Source organism: Burkholderia sp. BDU5 (assembly GCF_001522845.1).
Lineage (GTDB): Bacteria > Pseudomonadota > Gammaproteobacteria > Burkholderiales > Burkholderiaceae > Burkholderia > Burkholderia mayonis.
Genome location: NZ_LOWC01000098.1, coordinates 1 through 2064 on the forward strand (window position 1 = coordinate 1; position 2064 = coordinate 2064).

The following is a 2064-nucleotide window of genomic DNA, read 5'->3' on the forward strand; positions in this document are numbered from 1 at the left end:
CGCTGGGTCACGGCGATGGATGTCGCGGTCGGCCAGGCGGTGACGTTGGATGATCCGGACTGGCGGCAGTTGTTGCTATTGATGGCTGATTGGAAGATGACGCCGGACGTGTATCGAAATATCCAGAAATGCAAGAACTTCGGGCGCTTGGACGAACACACGCGCGAATTCGTGAAAGCGTGTGTCGATTACTACAAGACCGGCCGATTTCCCGACGAGAAGTATGTACCTCTCACCATGCCACCGCTCGTGACCAGCGAACTGAAGGTCGAGAGCAAAACATGAGATTATTGAAGAGGCGCTATGAAACCTCGTATCTGGCCGTTCGCGGCTGTATTCGTATTGATCGCGCTGGGTTGGACGTTCCTCGTGATGGCGCGGCATTATCACTATTGGCAAGCAACGGGACAGGAGATGCCGGGCATGGCGGCTAGTATTCGCAACGGGGTATTGGTTGCACTGGGGGGCGTCGCAGCGGCCTTTGCGGCGAGCTATGTGTGGATGCATCGAGCTCCGCATGAGTCGACGCCGGCAACTATGAGTTCAGCGTCTGCTGCATTGGATACGCACGCAGCGACGACGCACGGCAATAATGGCGCGCCCGCGTTACTCGGTCAGACCGGTGCTAATTACGTGTTAGAGGTTCGCGGCCTTGGACTTGTCACGGGACATGAAACAAATGAAGAGATCTGGAAGGCTATACGAGCCAAGGCAGACAATCATTCGACGTACATGTCACAAAATCCCACTGATTATCCGGCAAACAAGGACGAGCGAATGACGGATCTCGGCTTGTCGACTCGGATCAGCTTCAAATTTGGAGCGCGCAATTCCGTCGAATATTGGCCGGTTCCGGTGTTCATTTGGGAGCCGCCGAAGGACCGCCGTTTCGGTCGCCCCGGAGCAGCACTCGATGGAATTCGGCAAGAGGCGAGCTTGGGGGTAACACTGTTGTTGTGGCAGGAGGATGCGAATACGGACGATGGCGCCAGTATCATCGAAAAGCTGTTTGCGTTCTTCGACTCGCATCCGGATGTGCCGGAGGCCATCATCTACACGCTGGATGGATCGATGAAGCGCTGGCTCAATGAAACCCCCGGCTACATCGATACGTTCGGACAGTCCAACATTCCTTCAATGCCGGACAGCATGGTCGCGATGCTAGTGTCCCGCTCCGATCGAGTTGATCGACTGATTCGTCCGTATGCCGTTGAGCAAACGGAGAATGTAAACAACGGCACCGCCGACTACGATGTCACGCGGCTGTGGAATTTTTTCTGGAAAGTCAATCAGGATCGGGGGCCGGACAGCTTCACGGCGCATTACGAGGCGGAAGAAAAGCGAGCCGGAGTGGATACTCCGATGTCGGCCGGTTTTGCAACGTCCGCTTGGTGGCAAGCCAAACTCCCCGATTTCTGGAAAACGATCAGCAACAAAGGCCCGGGCGAGTTCAAACCCACGCCGTACATCCCCGTGCGCTGGACGACATGGCAGGTGAGGCAATTCGACAACGCGCCGCTGCTCGGCTACCTGCATCGGCCCATCGACGTGAAGCTCGCCGATGCGCACGGCAAGCCGCTCAAGACCGCGCAGCAGGCGGAAGCGCTCAAGGCGGGGTGGCAGCAGGCCGTCGATACGCTGCCGACCGGCGAAACGCCGAAGCGGATCTTCTATGACACGACGGGCGATCGCAGCTGGGTCGCGCCGATCAACCAGGCGCTCGCGCAAAGCGGTCCGTCCGCGCCGAGTCTCGATGACGTGAAGGAAGGCTACGACATCGGCCGCCGGATCGGGAACACGGGCATCAGCTCGCCGTTGGTGCAAATCGGACTGGGCCTGATCGCAAGCTACAACGAAGGCGGAGCCAGCGCCACGATCAATCGGCGGCCGAACGGCACGGCGACGATCGTGATGGTGAGCTCACCGACGCACAAGCAACCGGACGTGAGTCCTTTCCGATAAGAGGCCTGTATGCGCGGTGTGATTCGTAAGCGATCGATTGACCACGCCCTTGCGCTGTGACGCGAATTAGGCCGTCGTGTCGACGTTGCGCTGGGCCAGCTT

Annotated in this window: 2 protein-coding genes; both read left to right on the forward strand. The window is 58.4% G+C overall.

The features are described from left to right. On the forward strand, positions 1-285 hold a 285-nt coding region (locus WS69_RS15340), incomplete at its 5' end, for an effector protein Tle3 domain-containing protein (RefSeq protein ID WP_059471589.1). An 18-nt stretch (positions 286-303) separates the two neighbouring features. Next, positions 304-1962 carry a type VI lipase adapter Tla3 domain-containing protein gene (locus WS69_RS15345; RefSeq protein ID WP_059471590.1) on the forward strand — a complete coding sequence of 553 codons (1659 nt, stop codon included), beginning with the start codon at positions 304-306 and terminating at the stop codon, positions 1960-1962. The last annotated feature ends 102 nt before the right edge of the window (positions 1963-2064 follow it).